Source organism: Companilactobacillus muriivasis (assembly GCF_036246245.1).
Lineage (GTDB): Bacteria > Bacillota > Bacilli > Lactobacillales > Lactobacillaceae > Companilactobacillus > Companilactobacillus muriivasis.
In genome coordinates this window covers 81,769-101,682 of record NZ_BTTQ01000005.1, presented here as the reverse complement: position 1 = coordinate 101,682, position 19,914 = coordinate 81,769, and the positions used below count along the sequence as shown (strand labels likewise).

General features: G+C 39.7%; 19 protein-coding genes. 9 read left to right on the top strand and 10 right to left on the bottom strand.

Annotation, left to right across the window (positions count from 1 at the left end):
• Nucleotides 1-30 precede the first annotated feature (30 nt).
• The 4 genes from AAA923_RS07155 to AAA923_RS07140 form a co-directional block, all read right to left on the bottom strand.
• Nucleotides 31-1,785 carry an ABC transporter ATP-binding protein gene (locus tag AAA923_RS07155; RefSeq protein WP_338215866.1) on the bottom strand — a complete coding sequence of 585 codons (1,755 nt, stop codon included), beginning with the start codon at nt 1,783-1,785 and terminating at the stop codon, nt 31-33.
• Nucleotides 1,785-3,548 (bottom strand): ABC transporter ATP-binding protein, encoded by a 1,764-nt coding sequence (locus AAA923_RS07150; RefSeq protein ID WP_338215864.1) that lies wholly within the window; start codon nt 3,546-3,548, stop codon nt 1,785-1,787. The genes AAA923_RS07155 and AAA923_RS07150 overlap by 1 nt, the downstream gene beginning before the upstream one ends.
• A 59-nt stretch (nt 3,549-3,607) precedes the next feature.
• On the bottom strand, nt 3,608-4,051 hold the full coding sequence (locus tag AAA923_RS07145) for a MarR family winged helix-turn-helix transcriptional regulator (RefSeq protein ID WP_338215861.1): 444 nt from the start codon (nt 4,049-4,051) through the stop codon (nt 3,608-3,610).
• A gap of 104 nt (nt 4,052-4,155) precedes the next feature.
• Nucleotides 4,156-5,520: an FAD-dependent oxidoreductase gene (locus AAA923_RS07140; protein ID WP_338216039.1), complete on the bottom strand. Its 1,365-nt coding sequence runs from the start codon at nt 5,518-5,520 to the stop codon at nt 4,156-4,158.
• A gap of 83 nt (nt 5,521-5,603) precedes the next feature.
• On the opposite strand from AAA923_RS07140, the gene AAA923_RS07135 reads away from it, so the two are divergent.
• Complete coding sequence (locus tag AAA923_RS07135) at nt 5,604-6,302, top strand: EAL domain-containing protein (RefSeq protein ID WP_338215859.1); 699 nt, start codon at nt 5,604-5,606, stop codon at nt 6,300-6,302.
• A gap of 428 nt (nt 6,303-6,730) precedes the next feature.
• Here the strand turns inward: AAA923_RS07135 and AAA923_RS07130 are convergent, their stop codons facing one another.
• Both AAA923_RS07130 and AAA923_RS07125 read right to left on the bottom strand, forming a co-directional pair.
• Nucleotides 6,731-7,366: a GPP34 family phosphoprotein gene (locus tag AAA923_RS07130; protein WP_338215857.1), complete on the bottom strand. Its 636-nt coding sequence runs from the start codon at nt 7,364-7,366 to the stop codon at nt 6,731-6,733.
• 10 nt (nt 7,367-7,376) lie between these two features.
• Nucleotides 7,377-7,958: an SGNH/GDSL hydrolase family protein gene (locus AAA923_RS07125; RefSeq protein WP_338215855.1), complete on the bottom strand. Its 582-nt coding sequence runs from the start codon at nt 7,956-7,958 to the stop codon at nt 7,377-7,379.
• A gap of 92 nt (nt 7,959-8,050) precedes the next feature.
• Here AAA923_RS07125 and coaA point away from each other — a divergent pair, with 92 nt between their 5' ends.
• Together coaA and guaA are read left to right on the top strand one after the other, a co-directional pair.
• Nucleotides 8,051-8,977 (top strand): type I pantothenate kinase, encoded by a 927-nt coding sequence (coaA, locus tag AAA923_RS07120; protein ID WP_338215853.1) that lies wholly within the window; start codon nt 8,051-8,053, stop codon nt 8,975-8,977.
• Nucleotides 8,978-9,035: 58 nt separating this feature from the next.
• Nucleotides 9,036-10,601 carry a glutamine-hydrolyzing GMP synthase gene (gene guaA / locus AAA923_RS07115; RefSeq protein ID WP_338215851.1) on the top strand — a complete coding sequence of 522 codons (1,566 nt, stop codon included), beginning with the start codon at nt 9,036-9,038 and terminating at the stop codon, nt 10,599-10,601.
• A gap of 219 nt (nt 10,602-10,820) precedes the next feature.
• On the opposite strand, the gene AAA923_RS07110 is transcribed toward guaA, so the two are convergent.
• From AAA923_RS07110 to AAA923_RS07100, 3 genes are all read right to left on the bottom strand, one after another.
• The gene (locus AAA923_RS07110) at nt 10,821-11,279 is read right to left on the bottom strand and encodes a hypothetical protein (RefSeq protein WP_054746443.1); all 459 of its coding nucleotides are present in this window, start codon (nt 11,277-11,279) and stop codon (nt 10,821-10,823) included.
• A gap of 76 nt (nt 11,280-11,355) precedes the next feature.
• Nucleotides 11,356-11,745, bottom strand: coding sequence for a hypothetical protein (locus AAA923_RS07105; RefSeq protein ID WP_054746442.1), 390 nt, complete (start codon nt 11,743-11,745; stop codon nt 11,356-11,358).
• Between the two features lie 621 nt (nt 11,746-12,366).
• Nucleotides 12,367-13,206: a hypothetical protein gene (locus AAA923_RS07100; RefSeq protein WP_338215846.1), complete on the bottom strand. Its 840-nt coding sequence runs from the start codon at nt 13,204-13,206 to the stop codon at nt 12,367-12,369.
• A gap of 122 nt (nt 13,207-13,328) precedes the next feature.
• On the opposite strand from AAA923_RS07100, the gene AAA923_RS07095 reads away from it, so the two are divergent.
• The 6 genes from AAA923_RS07095 to AAA923_RS07070 all read left to right on the top strand — a co-directional run bounded on the left by AAA923_RS07095 (nt 13,329) and on the right by AAA923_RS07070 (nt 18,220).
• Nucleotides 13,329-13,622 (top strand): hypothetical protein, encoded by a 294-nt coding sequence (locus AAA923_RS07095; RefSeq protein WP_056945775.1) that lies wholly within the window; start codon nt 13,329-13,331, stop codon nt 13,620-13,622.
• Between the two features lie 93 nt (nt 13,623-13,715).
• On the top strand, nt 13,716-14,099 hold the full coding sequence (locus AAA923_RS07090) for a hypothetical protein (protein WP_056945774.1): 384 nt from the start codon (nt 13,716-13,718) through the stop codon (nt 14,097-14,099).
• A gap of 103 nt (nt 14,100-14,202) precedes the next feature.
• On the top strand, nt 14,203-15,432 hold the full coding sequence (locus AAA923_RS07085; protein ID WP_082611528.1) for an FtsK/SpoIIIE domain-containing protein: 1,230 nt from the start codon (nt 14,203-14,205) through the stop codon (nt 15,430-15,432).
• 2 nt (nt 15,433-15,434) lie between these two features.
• Nucleotides 15,435-16,652, top strand: coding sequence for a replication initiation factor domain-containing protein (locus AAA923_RS07080; RefSeq protein WP_056945773.1), 1,218 nt, complete (start codon nt 15,435-15,437; stop codon nt 16,650-16,652).
• A 56-nt stretch (nt 16,653-16,708) separates the two neighbouring features.
• A complete protein-coding gene (locus AAA923_RS07075) occupies nt 16,709-16,915 on the top strand; it encodes a DUF3173 domain-containing protein (protein WP_201779031.1) in 207 nt (68 codons plus the stop codon).
• A 6-nt stretch (nt 16,916-16,921) separates the two neighbouring features.
• On the top strand, nt 16,922-18,220 hold the full coding sequence (locus AAA923_RS07070; protein WP_056945779.1) for a tyrosine-type recombinase/integrase: 1,299 nt from the start codon (nt 16,922-16,924) through the stop codon (nt 18,218-18,220).
• A gap of 405 nt (nt 18,221-18,625) precedes the next feature.
• On the opposite strand, the gene AAA923_RS07065 is transcribed toward AAA923_RS07070, so the two are convergent.
• Entirely contained in the window at nt 18,626-19,723 is a 1,098-nt protein-coding gene (locus tag AAA923_RS07065; protein ID WP_338215836.1) for an SLAP domain-containing protein, read from the bottom strand.
• Nucleotides 19,724-19,914 lie beyond the last annotated feature (191 nt).

Below are 19,914 nucleotides of genomic sequence, written 5' to 3'. Positions count from 1 at the left end.
AAATCGGATTACTTGTCTCTTTTGCGTAATTTATTCTTGAAATTGACTGTTATACATATTAGCGTAAAAACCATTTTCTTTCATCAACTCGGTATGATCACCACGTTCAATAATTTCACCATCTTTGACTACTAAGATTACATCCGCATTCTTAATAGTAGATAATCTATGGGCAATAACGAATGATGTTCTACCTTTCGTTAATAAATCCATGGCCTTTTGAATCTGTTCCTCAGTTCTAGTATCAACTGAACTTGTGGCTTCATCAAGAATTAACATTGGGGCATTTCTGATTAAAGCTCTGGCAATAGTTAATAATTGTTTTTGACCAACTGACAAGCTGACAGAATCGTCCAGCAATGTATCGAAACCATTCGGCAACGTATCAATAAAGTGATCGATGCCGACAGCTTCACAGGCTTTTCTGATTTGTTCGTCTGTTACGTTAGGTTGATTATAAACTAAATTATTTTTAATAGTGTCGTCGAATAACCAAGCGTCTTGCAATACCATATCGAATTGATTACGTACTTCGGTACGCTTCATATCAGTAATATCAACGCCGTCAATTTTAATCGTACCGCTGTTTAAATCGTAGAATCTCATCAATAAGTTGACGGTCGTTGTCTTACCAGATCCAGTAGGACCAACGATAGCAATTTTTTGACCAGGTTTAGCGTGCATCGTAAAGTTTTTCAAAATCTTTTGACCAGGTAAATATCCAAATTCAACGTTATCGAATTCAACATCCCCAGTAGTTTTGATCAACTTATCAGTTTTTTCAGAATCGTCAACTTCTTCAGATTCCTTCAAGAATCCGAAGACACGTTTCATCGCAGCTGATGCAGTTTGTAAACTCGAGAATGCTTGAGCAATTTGTGATAGTGGTTGTGAAAATAGACGAACGTAAATCATGAAAGCAACGATTGTACCCATGCTCAAATTACCGTTGATTGCCATGATACCACCAACGATACAGACCATAACGTAACCGAAGTTACCAATGAATCCCATCAATGGTTGCATGATACCAGACATGAACTGTGACTTCCAAACGGCATCATACAAGTGATTGTTCATTTGATCGAAATCAGTTTTAGCTGTATCTGTATAATTGTAAGTTTTAACAACAGCGTGACCTGAGTAGATTTCTTCAGTATAACTTGAGATATCGGCTAGGCGACTCTGTTGGGCATTGAAAAATTTCTGTGATTTAGACATCAAAGCGATGGTACCGATAAAGCCAGCTAGCACGGAAACGATAGCGGTAATACTCATTGGAACATTTGTTACTAACATCATTATGACAACGCCGACAAATAAAGTGACGGAGGAGATCAACGTTCCCAAACTTTGGTTCAATGATTGTCCCATGGTATCCAAGTCATTGGTAACACGGCTTAAAGTGTCACCTTCGTTGTGAGTGTCGAAATAGTTCAATGGTAATTTATTGATTTTAGTAGTGATTCTGGTTCTTAATTTTTGAGTGAACTTCTGTGTTACGGTTGCCATGATGAAGCCTTGTCCATATGACATAATAGCTCCAACAGCATAAATTATTCCCAAGATGATGACGATTTTCATAACTTGAGCGACATCGATACCTTTGACCAAACCGTCAGTTATCAAATCAGTAATTTTACTCAATTGACTCGGACCAACAATTGAAGCAACGCTACCTAAAATGGCAAATATTACCGCAATAAGAACTGGTCCAATATATGAACGTCCGTATTCAACAACGCCATCTTTGATACTGACTCCTCTAGTATTAGCTCTGCGCATTAGGCAAGTTCCTCCTTTGATAGTTGTGAGTATGCGATTTGTTGATAAACTTCGTTATCTTTTAGTAATTCTTCGTGTGTACCTTGACCGACAACTTGGCCTTTATCCAACACAATAATTTCGTCGGCATCGATAATCGTACTGATACGTTGGGCAACGATAACTTTGGTTGTTTGTGCAGCTTTTTGTTTCAAAGTGTCACGTAATTTTTTGTCAGTTTCATAATCCAAAGCTGAGAATGAATCATCGAACAATAGTATTTCGGGTTTTCTAGCAATAGCACGAGCAATGGCTAAACGTTGTTTTTGACCACCGGAGAAATTGTCACCATGTTGGGCAACAGTTGAAGCTAATTGCTGGTCTTTTTCTTCAACAAAAATCTTTGATTGGGCTATGTCTAAAGCATCATAGGCTTCATTATCAGATAGTTGGTCTGACTTATTAGTGCTTGTTCCGAAGTCGATATTGCTCTTGATATCACCACTGAATAACACAGCTTTTTGAGGAATATATCCAATGCGATTATTCAAATCTGACTGGGCGTAATCTCTGACATCGACATTATCGATTAAAACTTGTCCACTAGTCGCATCGTACAATCTAGGAATCAAGTTCAAAGCTGAACTCTTACCACTACCAGTTGATCCGATAATAGCGACAGTTTCGCCTTGCTTAGCCTTCAATGATAAATTCTCAATCGCAGGTTTTTCAGCACCAGGATATTTAAAAGTAACATTTTTGAATTCTAATTCACCTTGAGTTTTTGGTTCAGATGCAGATTCTTGATTAAATTTAATTGATGGTTTAATTGCTAAAACTTCGTTGATTCTTCCAGCTGAAACAGTTACACGTGGCAATAAAATGAAAATCATTGATAGTAGTAGGAATCCTAAGATAACTTGCATGGCATATGATGAGAACACAATCATGTCACTGAACAATGTTAATCTTTGCATCCCAACAGCTTGGTTGATGATAACTGCACCAATTCCGTAGACGGCTAGTGTCAATGCACTAGAGATGAATGTCATTCCGGGGTTCATCAAAGCTAAGAAACGATAGGCAAACAAGTTAGTACCAGTTAAATCATCGTTTGCTTTGTTAAACTTATCGTTTTGGTAATCTTCAGCGTTATAGGCGTGAACAACCCGAATACCAGATAGATTTTCTTGCGTAACTAAGTTCAAACGGTCAGTTAAACTTTGAACCATTTTGAATTTTGGTTGAACCTTAGTTAAAATAAGCGTCAACATTAAGCACAAGAGTACTACGGCAACAGCAGTAGCAGTCGTCCATTCCCAGCCTTTACCAGCAATCTTAGTAATTGCCCAAACAGCAGTGATGGGAGCTTTGATGATAACTTGTAGACCCATAGCAACGAATTGTTGAATTTGGGTAATATCATTGGTTGAACGTGTTAACAAACTTGAAACGGAAAAATTCTTAATGTCTTGAGTTGAGTAATCCATAACTTGGTTGAAGACATCTTTTCTAACACGGGCGGAAAAACCACCAGCAATTTTAGCAACGAAGTAACCTGTCACAACGGCGGCTAGGACACTGGCAATTGAGCAAAGAATCATCATCGCACCAGGTTGAATAATCTGGCTGACGGTTGTTCCTTTAGTCTCGATTCGTTGAGTGATTGTTGACATGTATCCGGGAATGCTTAGTTCCAACCAGACTTGAATGACGATGAACAAGGTACTTATCGCCATCATGCCGTATTCTTTTTTATTCATTCTTTTTAGTAGCTTAAACATTGGCAACTCCTTATCCTATATAGGTTCGCATGCGAACTATATATCTAAAAATAAAATGCTTATTCAGCATTTTTAGAAATTTGTTTCAAAACTTTGAAAAAGGTCTTCATATCATTGTCGGAAATATCTTTTTTCAATGACGATTCCACTTCTGAAGCCGCATTATCGACCTCTTGCATTTTTGCTCTGGCTTGCTGTGTTAACATCAAACGTTTATAGCGTGCATCTTGACTAGAAGGGGAAGTTTCGATGATACCATTCTTGACCATCCGCTGAACTAAACCACTGGCAGTGGACTTACTAATCGACATTCCGTGTTCGAGATCTCTTTGGAATACTTCGTGGTCATCATTCATTGCAATATAACCGGCGGCCATTCCTTGCAACTTAGATATATGCTCGGGAGCATGATTAAATATCGGATATTGCGCTTTAATATAACGGTCAATTTTCAAAGAAGCACCTCTGATTTGAAACATAATTGTCGTCTCAGGGTCAATCATGATATCTTCCTCCTGTTCGTTCGTATGCGAACTATATTACTTTCTTTTAATTATGAAGTCAACAAAAAAAGCAAAACTTTTTTATAGTTTTGCTTTCAGAATATCTATTTTCTCAAATAACCATGTTCTTGGTCCACAGCAACTTGAGCAACTAAATTCAAATAATTAAATGGTTCGTCAAAGTTAGGTGAGAATAGCATATCGAGAAATGCTAATTCATCAATTGTGTTGCCATTTTGAATCACAACAGAAATGGTGTTGGCTGATTGTGAAATTTCGTGGTCAGACATCATTTGGGCACCTAACACTTTGCGGCTGATTTTATCATAAACTAATTCAATCGTAATTTCAGCAGTTGTTGGCATAAAGTCAGGACGGTAATTACCATGATAAAAGGCAACTCCGGTATCGAATCGAGCCTCTTGAGCTTTGTCAAAAGTTAATCCGGTACAAGCAATTGTTTTACCAAACAAAAGCATGCCAGTTGTAGCTTGGGTACCAATTGATCTGAGACGTTTGTCCAAAACATTGATTCCAGCTAGAGTACCTTGGCGAACAGCATGTGAAGCTAGAGGCATGTAGGCTTGACTCAAGGTTGGATTGTAGCGAACTTCGGTAGCGTCTCCGGCTGCGAAAATATCAGGGTTTGTCGTACACATATAAGGATCAGTTACGATTGCACCATTTTTAGACAACTTGACTTGCCCTGCCAAAAGATCTGACTGAGGGATAACTCCGGGTGCGATGGCAACCATGTCAACGGCACATTCTGATTTAGTTGTTTTGACGTTGATCTGTTCATTCTGTAAGTCGTCGAATTGCGTTACAGTAGTATTGGTTAAGATTTTAACGCCATGTTCAACAAGTAATGTTTCAACTTTTTTGGCCATAATAGGGTCCATATATTGACTAAGAAGATGTGGACCACGTTCAATTATGGTGACCTCGTGACCAGACTTAATATAGCCTTCGGCTAGTTCAACTCCAGCATATCCACCGCCGACAATGGCAATTTTGTGATGAGTTTGAGCTGCAGCGTATAATTCGTGAGCTTGGTCGCAAGTTTTGCAAAGCATAACTTTGGGATTTTCAATTCCGCTGATTGCAGGTATGGCAGTGATTGATCCAGTTGCCATAATCAGCTTGTCATAATCGTCATGTACTAATTCTTTGGTCTTTAAGTCTTGAACTAAGATAGTGTGTTTATCAGCATCGATACTGATAACATCATGAAGCAGGCGCATTTTAACACCTTGTTTAGTAAATTCGTCGGGATCTGCATAAAAAACATCGTCTAAGTTTTTAACAGTTCCACCTAAGTGTAGATATGTTCCACAAGATAGGAATGAAATTTCGGCATGACGCTCGTAAACAGTTATGTCCGTATTAGGATAATATTTGAGAATTTGTTTAATGGCCGCGATTCCTGCATGGGTGCAGCCGACAATAATTACTTTCTTTTTCGTGATGTTGCTATCCTTTCTAGTTGTCGTATACTACAAGTATACAAGGAATAGTACAAATGTAAACTCATCAAAGAGGTGATAAATGAATGAAACCGATTTATCGTTATTTTGTTCAACCACAGCTGAACGGGCGTACCAGAAGCATCTTTGGATATGAATTGTTAATTAAGCAATTGACACCCGAAGGCTGGCGTTTACCTGAATCATTTACTGCGATTAGTTCTGAAACAACGTCTGATTTATTAGTAGCAACTACGAAGATTTTAGGCGAAAAGGTTCAATATTGTTCCGTGAATATTAGTCGTGAACAATTGATGGATACAACTGTAGCTAAAGCAATTATTACAAGTCAAACACAACTTTATCCAGCTAAGCTAGTTGTTGAATTAACTGAAGAAAAGGGACCTAAGAGTTATCCTGATACAAGCTTGATTCCATATTTAAGAAAGTTTGTTGAATCAGGGATGCAAATATCTTTGGATGATGTTGGAACTGGTGTTAACGACTTCAGAAGTATCCAAGAGTTCCTACCTTTGGCATCGGAAATTAAATTTGCTTTGCAAAACTTCAAGACTGGTTTCGAGGATCCAAAAATTCAACAGAAGTTGCATTTCTGGCACGCTATCAGTGAAGAATATGGATTGCGCATGATTCTTGAGGGTATTGAGAATGATCATGATGCACAATTGAGCAAGGACTTTAATATTCAATTGCGTCAGGGTTATTATTATGGGAAACCTAAATTGTTGAGATTGCCTGGAGATCCTGTCGATATGGGATATTAGGTCATTGCCGCCGAACCTTGCCAGTGATTTTCACCTGCTGTGAGGACCGACTTGAGCCAAGGTCTCAAGTCTCGCTTTGAAGCCTTGCCAAAAATCGGCAAGTCTCCAAAGTCGTCCTGTGGAGTAAGGGCTAAAGCCCTAACTCCACTTTCACTGCTGGTGAAATCACTGGCAAGGTTCGGCTCTTTCTTTTGGACTTGCTGCAGTTTTATTAGTTTTATATGAATATTTGGATACTAAAAAGGCATTACGAGTAATCTATTATGATTGCTTGTAATGCCCTTGTTTATATATGCGGTGGCTCTGAAACGAGCTACACAAGGGCAACTCCTTCCGCTTTGCATAACTTCCCAAATCATCCGCAAGGTACTCGGATAATTCGTGAAGTTACACAAATGCTCGGGAGCTGACCGCCCTTGCTCCACTCTCTAACTTAGAAGTGTTAAAGTAACTCGATTCAACTTCTTAGAAAGCTCAAACAACTTCTCATAAGTTGGGTCATTTTGATACAACTCAATTTTATCTTTCAACTGTTTCTGCTCGAATTGTGAGAAGTAGAACTTCAAATCGTGATTTCCGTATAAAGTGGCTAATAGGGCAAATGCTTCTGGTGAAACTTTTTCCGCTGTTAGGATTTCTTTACGTAAATCGGCTACCAATTCTCGTTTAACACTGCGGTTAGGTAGGTAATTGTTTGTCTTGAATACTAATCCGGTCACTGCTTTGGTCACGTCGACTTTATCAACTAGGGAATCACCGATTTCGTTGTAAATAATACGAGTGATTTTTTCGTTGGTTGCCATGGCTCTTAAAACGTGATTGACGCTGCGGCCTTGGTTCTTGTTGATGATTTGGAAAAATTCGTTCAAATACGTTTTGTCGTCGGGCAAAACCTTATTAATGATGACACTGTTGTCTGTCAAATCGATAATATCATTTAGTGCTAAGTCGAAAAATGAGCTTTCAGCTAAATAAGCACGACGTCTGGTATTCTTAAAAATACGAATGCTACCTTTTTCGTTACACGATAAAATAAAATATTTTTGAGGAATATTTAAATCCATAAAGTGCTCCTTAATTTGACACTAGTTCTGATTTTCTTGCTAGCGTGGCTTTAATTTCTGGTATTAACTCGTCTTCTAAGAGATTATAACCTTGCTTGGTAAAGTGCAAACCGTCTGTCTGTAATAATTCTTTTAGATTGGCGCAATTAGTCATATCGTGTAATAAATCGATATACGATACGTCAAGTTGTTTGCTGAGATGTTCCGTTACCAACTCAAATTGCAGCTGGCGCGTCCATGGTCTAGTAGGGTCTTTAATCCAATCAATGTACGGTGGCGAGAGTAGAATAACACGCTCACTACCGAGAGTCGTAATTATATTAGTCAGGTTTGCGGCAAATTTACCGGGTTTGATTTCATCATCTGTGGAAATATCGTTGGCGCCAAATCCTAAAATAACTACTGCGGGATCTAGTCGTGCCACACGATCAACACGTGTCATAGCATTATTGGTTTTGTAGTCCGAAATCGACATATTAATGACTTCATAACCAGGAAAGTCTTTCCGAATGCGTTTAGCTAGCGTATCGCTGGCTTTTCCATCCCGAAACCCCATCATGGTCGAGTCCCCAAATAATACTATTCTCTTCATATATGTTTCCTTTTTTGAAAATGTTCTATACTATACTAGAATACCAGAAAACTAATAAAAGTTAATTATTATATTAAGCAGGGTCTAATAATATGCAAAGTTTAACTAACTACGATGAATTTACTCGAAAACAATGGGAAAGTTTCCACGGCGAATACACTAAGCAGGCAATTACTGACGGAGAGTTAAGGAAAATCAAATCCTTGGATGATGAGATTTCCATCGATGACGTGCGCTCAATTTACGCTCCAATTCGTCATTTACTTCATATATATTTGAAGAATTATCGCAAATTGACGAAGTTGAAGAATGAATTGGTTAATCGTTCGACACGCAAGATTCCGTTCATCATCGGTGTTTCCGGTTCAGTGGCAGTGGGTAAGAGTACGACTGCACGTTTGTTGAAGATTATGTTGGAACGTGCCTATCCACAATATAAAGTTTCTCAGATGACGACTGACGGTTTCTTATATCCCAGCAAGATTTTAAAAGAACGTAATTTAATGGATAAAAAAGGTTTTCCCGAAACATACGATATGGAAAAACTTTTGAATTTTCTTGGTGAAGTTAAGACTAAAGGTGGAAAGATTAAGTATCCACTGTACTCACACAATATTTATGACATCATTCCTGACCGATATGAAGAAACAGATAATCCGGATATTTTAATCGTTGAAGGTATAAATGTACTACAATTGCCTCATAACGAGCAGATCTATGTCAGTGACTTTTTTGATTTTTCGATTTATATTGATGCAGAGGTCGAAGATATTGAGAAATGGTTCCTGAAACGCTTCGAAAAGCTGCTAGATTTGGCTAGAAACGATCCTAATAGTTACTACTACCAATTCACCCAGATTCCGGAAAAGAGCGCTATGGATATGGCAAAGCACGTTTGGGAGACAATAAATTATCCTAATTTACGGGATTACATCAAGCCAACGATGAATCGAGCCAACTTAATTTTACATAAGTCAGAAGATCACCAAATTGATAAAATTTATCTTCGTAAATATTAAGCGCTTACAGTATATGACATGGAACTGAATTTCGTATACAATAGAATAAATAAAAAAAATGGGGGAAATTGATTTGAGCAAGCAATGGCCTGATGCTGATAGCATCATCGTTCTAGACTACGGTAGTCAATACAACCAATTGATTACTCGTCGAATCAGAGATATTGGTATTTATTCAGAATTATTACCAAATACTATTACTGCTGCAGAAGTTAAAGAAATCAATCCTAAGGGTATTATCCTTTCTGGTGGACCAATGAGTGTCTACGACAAGGATGCCTTTACGCTCGACCAAGACATTTACAAGCTAGGAATTCCTATCCTTGGTATTTGTTACGGTATGCAATTGATGTCTTATAACCTTGGCGGAAAAGTTGAATCAGCTGATAACCGTGAATACGGACGTGCTGACATTACCGTTAAAGATACAGATTCTGTATTATTTAAAGGCTTACCAGAAAAGCAATATGTTTGGATGAGTCATGGTGACCTTGTAAGAGAAGCACCTGAAGGATTCAAAGTTGTTGCTACAAGTAAGAATGCACCTATTTCTTCAATCGCTAATGACGAAAAGAAGATGTATGGTGTTCAATTCCATGCCGAAGTTAGAAATACTGAATTCGGTTTGGATATCTTGAAGCATTTTGCTTTTGATGTGTGTGGAGCAGAAGCTAACTGGTCAATGACTGATTTCATCGATCAACAAATTGCTAAGATTCGTGAAACTGTTGGTGACAAGAAGGTTCTTCTTGGACTATCTGGTGGTGTCGACTCTTCAGTTGTTGGTGTTTTGTTACACAAAGCCATTGGTACTCAATTAACAAGTATCTTCGTTGATCATGGTTTGCTACGTAAGAACGAAGCAGATCAAGTTATGGATAGTTTGAAAGGTAAGTTTGGTTTGAACATTATCAAAGTTGATGCTCAAAAACGTTTCCTAGACAAACTTGCTGGCGTAACTGATCCAGAAAAGAAACGTAAGATTATTGGTAACGAATTTATCCAAGTGTTTAACGATGAAGCTACAAAGTTGGATGGAATCGACTTTCTAGCTCAAGGAACACTTTATACAGACGTTATCGAAAGTGGTACAAGTACTGCTCAAACAATCAAATCTCACCACAATGTTGGTGGACTTCCAGAAGACATGCAATTTAAGTTGATCGAACCATTGAGAACATTGTTCAAAGATGAAGTTCGTGAACTTGGTGAAAAATTAGGTATGCCACATGACCTAGTTTGGCGTCAACCATTCCCAGGTCCTGGCCTTGGAATCCGTGTTATCGGTGAAGTTACCGAAGAGAAGTTACAAATCGTTCGCGATAGTGACTGGGTTCTCCGTGACGAAATCGCTAAAAACGGCTTAGACGAAAAAATCTGGCAATACTTTACAGTATTACCAGGAATTCGTTCAGTTGGTGTTATGGGTGATGGTAGAACTTACGACTATACAATCGGAATCCGTGCCGTTACTTCAATCGATGGTATGACAGCTGACTTTGCACAAATCCCTTGGGATGTATTGCAAAAGATCTCGGTTAGAATCGTAAACGAAGTTGATCACGTTAACCGTGTAGTTTATGACATTACGAGCAAGCCACCAGCTACTATTGAGTGGGAATAATGAAGTAAGTGAAGTTGAAGCCAGAACGTTGATTTAACGGCGTTTCGGTTGTCATAAAACGGGCTAAATAGTGGGTCATAACAAAGGTGCCCCACCAAAATCACCACCAAAGATAGCCGCTGTTGCTTAGGTAACGGCGGCTATTTTGCTACTGTGACCCACCAAGATATTTCAGAACGAAGCGAATAAAAAGAGGCTTTTCAGCCTCTTCGGTGGTTATTATTCTAAAGTTGCAGATACAGCAGGAATACCAACTATGTTACCAACAGCTTCACATTTAACGGTAATGGTATCACCGGCCTTAATTTTACGTGTTTCTTTGGTTACGGGTAAGAGAACGTCAAAACCGCCCGGAGCAGCAAGACCGACACCCATCTGGCTTTCATCGCCAACTTCGGTAACCTTAAACTCAAGGGTTTTGCCTTCAATCTCTTTGGTGGTAGCATTGGCGATGAAGTCTTTACCTTCTGCCTTAGAGGTAACAGTATAGTCAGCAGAACCAACACCCGATATAACCCCAAAAAGAGTTGCAGCAGTTGGAAGTGCAATTCCGACTACTAAAAGGATGACACTTAGCTTCTTTGGCCGTTTGCGCAGAGCAGCAAAGATAAGCATGATTAGTGCAACAATGGCAAGAATGATACCGCCAATAATGGTAAAGCCAATTACAGTTTCCATTGATGTGTCCTCCATGAATCTCCTGATTAATTTGATTATACTGCATCAAAACGTGTGCGTCTATACCGTGGCATCACTATTCTTTGTCGAATGCGAAGTTAACTGCATCAGAGATGGTCTTTTTGTAGGCGGTCTGAAAGTCGCTTCCAGTATCATCGTGTTCAAGGGACATGAATATAGAGTTGTCATCGTTATCAAATTGGTCCTGCCAGACGTAGGACGTTCCGTTATAGGTTAGACGATTCCAGCCTCCTGTGGAAGTCCCTTCAGGTTTGATGTTTGTCTCATAGGTCATTTCAATAATCTTGTGTGTATTTGTGAATAGAAATGCAGCTTTACGAGTGTCTGGGTTAATCAAGAATGCCGCATTGTGGAATAGAGATTCTTCATCTGATTCATAGTTGAACAGATATGCGTGTTTGTATGTCTGTTCAACTTTGTTAAGCATCTGTTGTTTAGCGGACACTTTTTTGACCGCCTGTTTAGAAACCTGGGAAGATGAACTTTTCGTAGTGCTCGTACCGGTATCGTTTTTTTCAGAACAAGCCACGAGAGTGATGCTTAAGCCAGCTAAAAGAATCAGCGAAGCTGAGAAGATTCGTTTTGGTGTCATAGTTTTCCTCGCCTTTAGTTGTGATGTCATTATTCGTTAAGTATATGATAGCCTATAAAAAAGGGAAATCCTACTTACAGAACAAAATCACTAAAATGATTGTGGCATTACCACACATGTTCAACTGATGCAGAGTAAAAATGCCCGACGAATATTTGAAAATGCGGCGAGACGGCTAGTGACCACATTAGACAGTAGAGTAAGGACGGCGAAAATGAACGCCAAGCATCATAACGGCATGAAGTCTAATTACTAGTTTTCATGATTAAAATAACTCTTTGCATATGTGACAGTATTTGGCAGACCACATGGAAGAAATAGAGCAAAAGTTTGGAGATATGTGAAATACCGCTCTGATAAAACGATATCTTATCCACCACTTATGATTTCTACGATAGTAAAATATGCGCTAATAATAAAATTGACGTTATAACAAAGCGACTGTCCATCGGGCAGTCGCTTTTAATATATACATTAGCCGTTTTTTTGAGGGAATAATGACATTTCATATCTGTGTACTTTTTGCATGGCTCCGATTGCCGTATCAAGCTCGGTGGAAACTCTAGCGTATTCGTTACGCATCCGGTTATCATCTTGATACCAAGCACGACTTTCTGCTTCGAATGCTTCATAGGCATTTATAGTCAAGTAATAGGCTAGCATACCAGTATCAGTTGGGGTAGGTTTGAGCGGCGTAAGAATGTCCGTGAAGATTGTTTGCATGAGCTTAGGAAACCTGACGTAAAACTTTCGGAATTCCTTTCCGAAAAACTCCTCCTCAAATCGACGAACTAAAATTTCTTGAAAAGATTCAGCATTTAAAAACTGTATGCGCTGAGAAAGTTCGTCAAGTGCTTCAATTTTAACAGTATTAATTGTTCTCGATTTTTTACGTTCAACCTTAACTGGATAGATGTCATAACTAAGTCCTGCACGCATTTGAGCAAAGTGAACATTTGCAGTTAGGACCTGAAAAAGTAGTTCGTGTAGATTAATCATAGTTAAGTCGGTACCTTTGTATGAATAAATCTCATTAATTGCTTTTTTCAGTAGCACATTCCACTTGATTTGTCCCCAAAGCATTTCATCAAGATTGTTGAATTTCAGGTTCTCTCGGATATCTTGCGCATTGAAGTCACTCATCAAGTTCGGATATTTAGTAGTCCGTTTATTGTTGATGATATTACTGACTAACGATTCGTCGGATAGAATGTCCGAACGATTTAGGTTAAGTTCTTCCTTTCGTTGCTTAATAGTTGAACTAATTGTGGTAAACACATATTTTGTGGTTTTTTTAAACGCCGTTTCAAACATTATGAGGACTCCTCTCCCTTAAAGCGTGGGACAAAATTGTTATATTAACGAAAAAAGGTCATATTTCAATCCCACGTTGCAAGTATATACTTAAAATATCGAAAGCGCAAGGAGGTGACAACATGACGAATCATGAGCGCATGAACGTTAGCTACAGTCATTCACTAGTATCAGGTTCCCTGCTAGACGAGCACCATGTAAATGACTCAGAAATTGAAGAAGCAATGGACGAATTGAATGGCCTTATATTAGCAAATCACTTTGACCCTTTTGGCAATGAACCAACCATATTTCTGAAATTAGGTGATATAAGCCTCGAGGTGAAGGCTACTAAGGATTGTCAGGCATGTATGCGTGACCTAATGGCAGTACTTGCTCGCCGTAATTGGAATCGAAAGTATGGTTATGGCTGTTGACCGTAACTAATACGTCTTGACCAAGGCCACGATGTCAATAAACTCTGGGTACAAAAATAAAGACGGCTGCGTATCGCAGCGGAGGTAACTATCATGGCTCTACAAAATTCCTGGTTCTTTTCGCAGACCAGTTTCAACGATGCGAAATTCAAGTCGGTAACTAACAACCAGTTCCGCTTGGTCTCTCAGCACCCATATGCTAGCAAGAAGAATCCTCAAGATATCGGTGTAGCATTAACGCTTCAAGTGGTCAAAGATACCGCCGATTATGGTGTTGACAAAAAGACTGGCATGAAGCGGGATAACAACGTTCTGAATACCTTTGATGTGACAATCTTGAACGGAGTACAGCGTTTAGATGCTCAAAAGGGCGATGTCATTCGGCTCGGTGACATGATTGTTGAAAAGACTTTCATCATTGGGTTCAACCTGATTCTCCGTTATAAGGATGTGCAGGTGATTAAGCGTGACAAGTAAGGTTAAAACTTCACGGTACCTTCGTGGACAGGCCTTGGTTGTCATTGAATCCCTATTACTGTTACTGGTAGTAGGGATTTTCCTTACCACGCGGTACCTTCAAATGATGATTCCTGATGTAATTCTAATTGTATGTATCTTCGCGATTACAGTTGTTGGTACGTGCTCGGTCACATTTTGGTCGATGCGTAACCATATTAGTAAAGGTTGGAGATTTGCACTACGCCATTACAAGTTGTGTTTGTCGGTTCGCCGTGCTTTGCTTGATGCCGCTTATTATGTACCGCGGCAGTTCTTCGGAACTGCCGTGGCCCAGTTGCCTAAAATTAAGCTCACTTTCACAGATAATTATCAGCGTGGAATGCTGTTGGTCGAGAATCGTGTGAAGTATGCCCAACGTTTGGACACTGCCCAGTTATCCAGTGCATTAAGGCGATATGTGGTTGAACGCTCGTATCTTAGTGATGATGAGAATTACTACTGTTTTGAATTGTTTGATAGTCGTCTTGAACGACGATTAGAGTTCCGTTCTCTTGATGAATTGCTAAGTTACAATGCACAAGTTGGTGATTTGGAGTTGTTCATTGATAAGTTCACTGTGATTCCGTTACACCACACGCTAATTGTTGGGCAGACGGGTTCTGGTAAGACATACGGTGTGTATTCTTTCCTGTTGCAGATGCTTATCAAGCCGGTGCAATATCAACTATATCTAGCCGATCCGAAAGGCTCCAGCCTTTCGATTCTCGGCGACATGATTGCGCCTGACTGTACCGCTGAAGATGTTGATGATATTGTAGCCCTCCTGCGTGAGTTCAATGATGTGATGGACAAGCGCAAGGCTGATTTGAAGGCTAAGCTGGCCACTAAGCTTGAGGCGTCATATTCGGACTTTGGATTTAACCCGTATGTTTTTATCTTTGATGAATACGCGTCATTCCAAAGTGTTGTGCAGGCTATGGATAAGAAGCACCGCGATGAGGTCAATAAGCTGATTTCGCAAATTGTGCTTCAAGGGCGCCAGTTGGGCTTCTTCCTGTTTATTGTCATGCAGAAGAGTGATAGTACGTCATTACCAACGATGATTCGCGATAACTTGCCACTGAAGATTGTTTTGGGTAATGCTGAACAGCAAACCTACGTCACTGCGTTTGGCACGGGCGTAGAAATTCCTAGCCGTGACTTTCGCAAGGGTGAAGGTGTGTACACATTCCCTGGAATTGCCAACACGCCTAAGTTGTGTGCGTTTAGTTACCTGAATTTTGACATTAACGCCGCTTTTCGTGCCAAGCGGGGGTTATGTAATAACCCCCGCTCCAGTAAAGGAGCCTAAAAATGGAGCCTACACTTTTACTCGGAATTGATGAGTTCACGATGGTGCTAACTGTTGAAAAGTCAAAGATTGATGATATTGGCAGTTGGCCGCTAATTGCCTTGGACACCATCAAGAAGTTTGTTGAGATGACCGACATTAAAGTGATATTCGGCAAACAAGCTCAATTGATTGGCAAAGTTCCGCAAGGTTACACGATAGGTTACCAGTTTGGCGACAATCCGTTTTACTTTGCCATTGCGTACCACCCCGACAATGTTCAGATGGGGATTGTGATTAAGTTTTCGGCCTATTCATGGTCGTACTACTGTCATGAATGGACGCTGGTACATCATTCACCGATGAACATCAAACAGTTCGCTTCACTGACTGTATCTGATGAATTTCATTCTCGGCTTAGTCGAATTGACTTTACCGCTGACTTTCAGAACGTAGATTTTACAGTTGATGACCTGTACCGTCACCTGACTGATGGTACATGGATTGTTCAAAACGCTGATGGCAAAAAGAACCCTTCTGGCTTGTCTGCGCATGAGGTCAACAAGATTGTCGAAACTTTCTATGTTGGTTCTAAAAAGGGCAATACACGGCTGTTCTTGCGAGTCTATGACAAGCGACGTGAACAGATAGAGCAACCTAGCTTTCGTTACGAAGAGGCGTTGTCGGTCGAAAGTTGGGTACGGTTAGAAGCAGTGTTCAAAGGTATATATGCCCACCAAATTACTGATAGCCTCCGTAATGAACTGGACGATGATGAGCCGTCATTGAAGGCATTTATTGCTAGCAAGCTACTTGAGAAATATCGGTTTGTTGATGCAGAGACGGAAGAATACGCCGATTTAACGAAAATGCTTATACGTGTTGTTGAAGATAATGAATTTAGCCGGTTACGCTTAGAAAGCCCACGAGACAGCGAGTTGATTCAATCAATCCAATATTTGATGTTCAATTCTGGCTTGTTTACCGCCATGTACAAATGCGATGCCTTGTGGGGACACAATTCTGGCATTGAGCTGCTGTTAAGAATGGCGGCTGTGTACCTGCGTGGACGTCATCCGCCTGATGATGCAATTAGGTGGGTGGCCATTCACCGTAAAGAGATGGAAAAACGCACGCTGGCAGAATTATTTGATGAAATTGATGCAAACCAAGAAGCTATGAAAAAAGAGACCATCACCACGCCTCCGACAGCAAATGGTGACAGTCCCGCTCCTGTGTAGATAATTAGTCTACCCGCATAGTATCTCATGCTTCTTGTACGATTGAAAGAAATGAGATGGTAATTGTGACCTCCACAATTTGTAAGCAAGACTTGATGGCGATTGGCTACAAAGAGCACACCGCGCGAAGTTTGATTTGCCAAGCCAAGGCCATTATGGTACAAAATGGGTATCCGTTTTATAACAACCGGCGTTTGGGACGTGTCCCAACAGAAGTTGTTGAGTCAATCATTGGCACGAAGCTTCAATTGAAAGCAGAGTGATTGATGATGACAAATAAAATGCAACAAACAACGAAGTACACCGGCGTTTTCAAGGACTTGAAGAGCGGTATGTACTTCTATCAGACAGAACTTGGAATTGACCGGATTACCGGTCGGCGTGTTAGAAAGAAGGCGCGTAAAGACTTGACCGGCCGCCCGTTTAAGACAGCGACAGCGGCAAATAAAGAATTGACACGAGTTAAGCGAGAGTATTACCAAGCTAACAGTTACGCCAACTATCAAATGACGTATCGTGAGTTTATGCAGAACATCTATATTCCTGCGTACAAAACGGAAGTCGAAGAAAGTACGTTTTCTGTTCGTAAAGGCGCTTTCAATCAGTTTTGCGCTCGTTTCGGGTCTAAGAAGTTGCGGGATATCAATATCGAGGATGTTCAGAATTACCGAACATACTTACTGACTGATGCAGATGAAGGTGGTGCTGGATTCTCACAGTCATACGCGAGTTTGGTGTTTGGTATGTTTCGTAAGACCTTGGACAGGGCGGTTACGCTGCAGTATCTAGAGTTCAATGTGTCAAAGCGGATTAAGGCGATTCCGAAGAGTAAGGCCATTGTGCCATACTGGACGGCTACCGAGTTCAAGAAGGTCATTAAGCAGATTTACATTGGCGACTTTCTGGAACATCTGTATTTCGTAATGCTGTGGGTCTACTTCATGACTGGTGTTCGAGTTAATGAGGGCATGGCCTTATGGTGGAGCGATATTGACTTGGACGAGAAACGTATGCGGGTGCACCACATGCTGTATCTGAAGTCACGGACGGATTGGACACGTAACGACTACACTAAGACTGCGGACGGCAAACGGACAATCGCTTTGGACGATACCACGGTGGATATACTCCGCAAGTGGCGGCAACGGCAAAAAACGGTAGGGCTAGGCAAAGACGATGACTTTGTATTTACCTATGATGGCTTGCCAATGATTAAGTCAACTCTGGGACGAGTTATTCAGCGTTATGCTAATGCCGCTGGTGTGAAGCCTATCCAAGGTAAAGGATTGCGTCATAGCCATGCATCGTACTTGATTAATGAGTTCAATGTGTCGGTTCTGGTACTGTCGAAACGGCTCGGGCATAGCAGTCCGGACATAACTTTGAGAAACTACTCACATATGTGGGTCGGCGCCGATACTGCTATTGTTGAGCAGATGGAAGGCAATATCAAAGTGGAGACTGCGGCAGTAAGTTCGGTCAAGTTTAACGGCAATCAATCAATCAAGAAATTGAGTGAAATTGGTGCCCCACCAAGCACACCACCGGAACAGTGTAAAGGTGCTTAAAACGTTGATATGTAGGTATTCTCACGTGAGTGCTAGCGCTTGAATGGGAATAAAGATTAAGTAAAACATGAAACGGAAATGCTGATATAACAGCATTTAGTGGAATGAAGCGTAAGTAAAAATGATTTAGAATAATATGATCGTCTACGTTTAGTCTACCTTTTCTACTGAAATATTGAGAAAAATAGCTAATTCTAAACACGCATCGTATAATATCGTGAATACTTAGAAAGACATCCTTTATTAGGTTGCCTTTTTATTTTGCACTAATTTTGAGGAAAGTTTCCTTGTAAAATAACATGTTTTCCAGCCAAAACTCAGCCAAAATTGTTATAAAAAAACTCTGACGGTTAGATGTCAGAGTTTTTTTGGTTCAATTAACTTTCAACCTTTAAATAATTTATATTAAATTGAATCTTTAGAAATAAATTTAGTATTAGGATTTGAACCAGTGTAATTATATAAATCTTCAAATTGATTGTATGTATCATAACTCCAATCAGCATCAAAGGATGCAGCATTACCACTGATACCTAAACCAACGCTAGGGCCAGAATAAATTAAAGCGGCACGATGACCATAATGACCAGCTTGTCCACTGCCAGTGAGATTTCCACCTTCATCATACCATCTTGATAGTAAGTAGTAAGCGGCATCTTTATCAGACTTAACACCAGCCCATTTTAGCATGAAGTCAAACCCAGAACCGGATAAATTTTCAGAAGTTGATCTAGTAGCAGTTGTATGGTCTAGATTATTGCCAACTTGTTGTTCAGCACGTTGTTGAGCGTAGTTCATCATATCTGTTGTTAAATGAACAGGTGCTGTGCCGTTTGCTTTATGTAGTGCATTTAGATATTTTTCAAAGTAATTATTGATATTAGTAAGGTTTGGCTTGTATGTATTAAACTCTTGACCAGTATCAGGGTCGATATTTTTATTCAGATCAGTAAGATGAGTTACTTCTACTTTAGGAAGAGTACCTTCATCACCATGAACTTGGTAATTATACAAAGTAATAAATTGGTGAGGCGAAATTTGGTAATATGTTTTCCCTGTGTATGATTCAAAAACAACTTTTGAAACTACCCAATCTGAAAAATGACCAACTTGACCATTAACTGATCCGTCACGATCATCATATGTATCTGCTGAAGGTTGTTCAACTAAGATATCTACCTTACTGTTGTTATGAGTATTTTGACTATCGTTGCTACCAGTCAAGCTGGAAGAATCAGTTGATTTTAAATATTCGTTTGTTGCAACTTGGTAGTAGTCAAGACCATTTAATTGAATGATTTTACCAACTCTCCAAGGTGTATTAGCTGCAAGACCTCTATCTTGCACCAAATTACCATCTTGCGTGTATAGACGTGTAATGGTTACATTTTTTGTGGTAGCAACCATTGCGGCATCGGCATCATCACTTAAAATAGAACTAGTAGCAAAGGCTGCTAGCGCAAGCCCTGAAACAGTTAATGATTTCAAAAATAATGATTTCATAAATAATCTCCTTAAATTCTTCCTCTATATTTGTAAAGCCACATATCCAATTAGTATGATATTACATTAATATCTTTAATCAATACTTTATCTTGAGTTAATACATTTATCCTATATGAATGAATTAAAATTCAATTTACCAAATTAAAAAATGCTAAATCTTTATTCTTATAAATTTTGGCATTTTTGTT

Coding starts and splice junctions, on each gene's coding strand:
- AAA923_RS07155 (WP_338215866.1), bottom strand. CDS start 1,785: ATGCGCAGAGCTAATACTAGAGGAGTCAGTATCAAAGATGGCGTTGTT.
- AAA923_RS07150 (WP_338215864.1), bottom strand. CDS start 3,548: ATGTTTAAGCTACTAAAAAGAATGAATAAAAAAGAATACGGCATGATG.
- AAA923_RS07145 (WP_338215861.1), bottom strand. CDS start 4,051: ATGATTGACCCTGAGACGACAATTATGTTTCAAATCAGAGGTGCTTCT.
- AAA923_RS07135 (WP_338215859.1), top strand. CDS start 5,604: ATGAAACCGATTTATCGTTATTTTGTTCAACCACAGCTGAACGGGCGT.
- AAA923_RS07130 (WP_338215857.1), bottom strand. CDS start 7,366: ATGGATTTAAATATTCCTCAAAAATATTTTATTTTATCGTGTAACGAA.
- AAA923_RS07125 (WP_338215855.1), bottom strand. CDS start 7,958: ATGAAGAGAATAGTATTATTTGGGGACTCGACCATGATGGGGTTTCGG.
- coaA (WP_338215853.1), top strand. CDS start 8,051: ATGCAAAGTTTAACTAACTACGATGAATTTACTCGAAAACAATGGGAA.
- guaA (WP_338215851.1), top strand. CDS start 9,036: ATGGGGGAAATTGATTTGAGCAAGCAATGGCCTGATGCTGATAGCATC.
- AAA923_RS07110 (WP_054746443.1), bottom strand. CDS start 11,279: ATGGAAACTGTAATTGGCTTTACCATTATTGGCGGTATCATTCTTGCC.
- AAA923_RS07100 (WP_338215846.1), bottom strand. CDS start 13,206: ATGTTTGAAACGGCGTTTAAAAAAACCACAAAATATGTGTTTACCACA.
- AAA923_RS07095 (WP_056945775.1), top strand. CDS start 13,329: ATGACGAATCATGAGCGCATGAACGTTAGCTACAGTCATTCACTAGTA.
- AAA923_RS07090 (WP_056945774.1), top strand. CDS start 13,716: ATGGCTCTACAAAATTCCTGGTTCTTTTCGCAGACCAGTTTCAACGAT.
- AAA923_RS07085 (WP_082611528.1), top strand. CDS start 14,203: ATGATGATTCCTGATGTAATTCTAATTGTATGTATCTTCGCGATTACA.
- AAA923_RS07080 (WP_056945773.1), top strand. CDS start 15,435: ATGGAGCCTACACTTTTACTCGGAATTGATGAGTTCACGATGGTGCTA.
- AAA923_RS07075 (WP_201779031.1), top strand. CDS start 16,709: ATGGTAATTGTGACCTCCACAATTTGTAAGCAAGACTTGATGGCGATT.
- AAA923_RS07070 (WP_056945779.1), top strand. CDS start 16,922: ATGACAAATAAAATGCAACAAACAACGAAGTACACCGGCGTTTTCAAG.
- AAA923_RS07065 (WP_338215836.1), bottom strand. CDS start 19,723: ATGAAATCATTATTTTTGAAATCATTAACTGTTTCAGGGCTTGCGCTA.